The organism is Streptomyces anatolicus, assembly GCF_019400875.1.
Lineage (GTDB): Bacteria > Actinomycetota > Actinomycetes > Streptomycetales > Streptomycetaceae > Streptomyces > Streptomyces anatolicus.
The window spans coordinates 1-852 of sequence record NZ_WMBF01000871.1; the positions used below are offsets into that span (position 1 = coordinate 1).

Annotated in this window: 2 protein-coding genes; both read left to right on the forward strand. The window is 73.6% G+C overall.

What is annotated here, in order from left to right:
• On the forward strand, positions 1-270 hold a 270-nt coding region (locus GKQ77_RS33055; RefSeq protein WP_219692829.1), incomplete at its 5' end, for a chorismate-binding protein.
• On the forward strand, positions 267-852 hold a 586-nt coding region (locus tag GKQ77_RS33060), incomplete at its 3' end, for an AMP-binding protein (RefSeq protein WP_219692830.1). The genes GKQ77_RS33055 and GKQ77_RS33060, both read left to right, overlap by 4 nt.

An 852-nucleotide genomic window follows, 5' to 3' on the forward strand; every position in this document is an offset into this window, starting at 1 on the left:
GTCTGCGGCACCCCGACCGCCACGGCCCGCGAGGTGATCCGCGAGACCGAGCCGTTCGACCGCGGCTTCTTCACCGGCATGATCGGCTGGGGCGACGCGAACGGCGACGGCGAGTGGGTCGTCACCATCCGCTGCGCCGAGGCCGAGGAACGCTCCCTGCGGCTGTACGCGGGCGCGGGCGTCGTCGCCGCGTCGGACCCGGCGGCGGAGACCGCGGAGACGGGCGCGAAGTTCCGTACGTTCCTGAACGCGGTGGGGGCGGAGCTGTGAGCGACGCACGTCATGCCGTCGACGGCGAGGCACGAGGCGGCGAGGCACGAGGCGCCGAGGCACCCACGTGGCCCGAGGAGTTCGCAGCCCGCTACCGCGCTGCCGGCTACTGGCGCGGTGAGACCTTCGGGCAGCTCCTGCGCGACCGCGCGGCCGAACACCCCGACCGGATCGCGATCGTCGACCCGGCGGGCGGCCGCCGCTGGACATACGGCCAGCTCGACCGCCGCGCCGACCGCCTCGCGGCGGGCCTGCTCGCCCGGGGCATCGCCAAGGGCGACAAGGTGGTGGTGCAGCTCCCCAACATCGCCGAGTTCTTCGAGACGATCTTCGCGCTCTTCCGGATCGGCGCGCTGCCGGTCTTCGCGCTGCCCGCGCACCGGGAGACGGAGATCCGCTACTTCTGCGAGTTCACCGAGGCCGCCGCGTACGTCATCCCGGCCGAGCACGGCGGCTTCGACTACCGCGAGCTCGCGGCGAACGTCCTCTCCCAAGTCCCCGCCCTGCGGCATGTGTTCGTGGCGGCGGGCGACCCCGGCGCCTTCGAGGCCCTGGCGGACGTACCGATCGATCCCGCAGGAC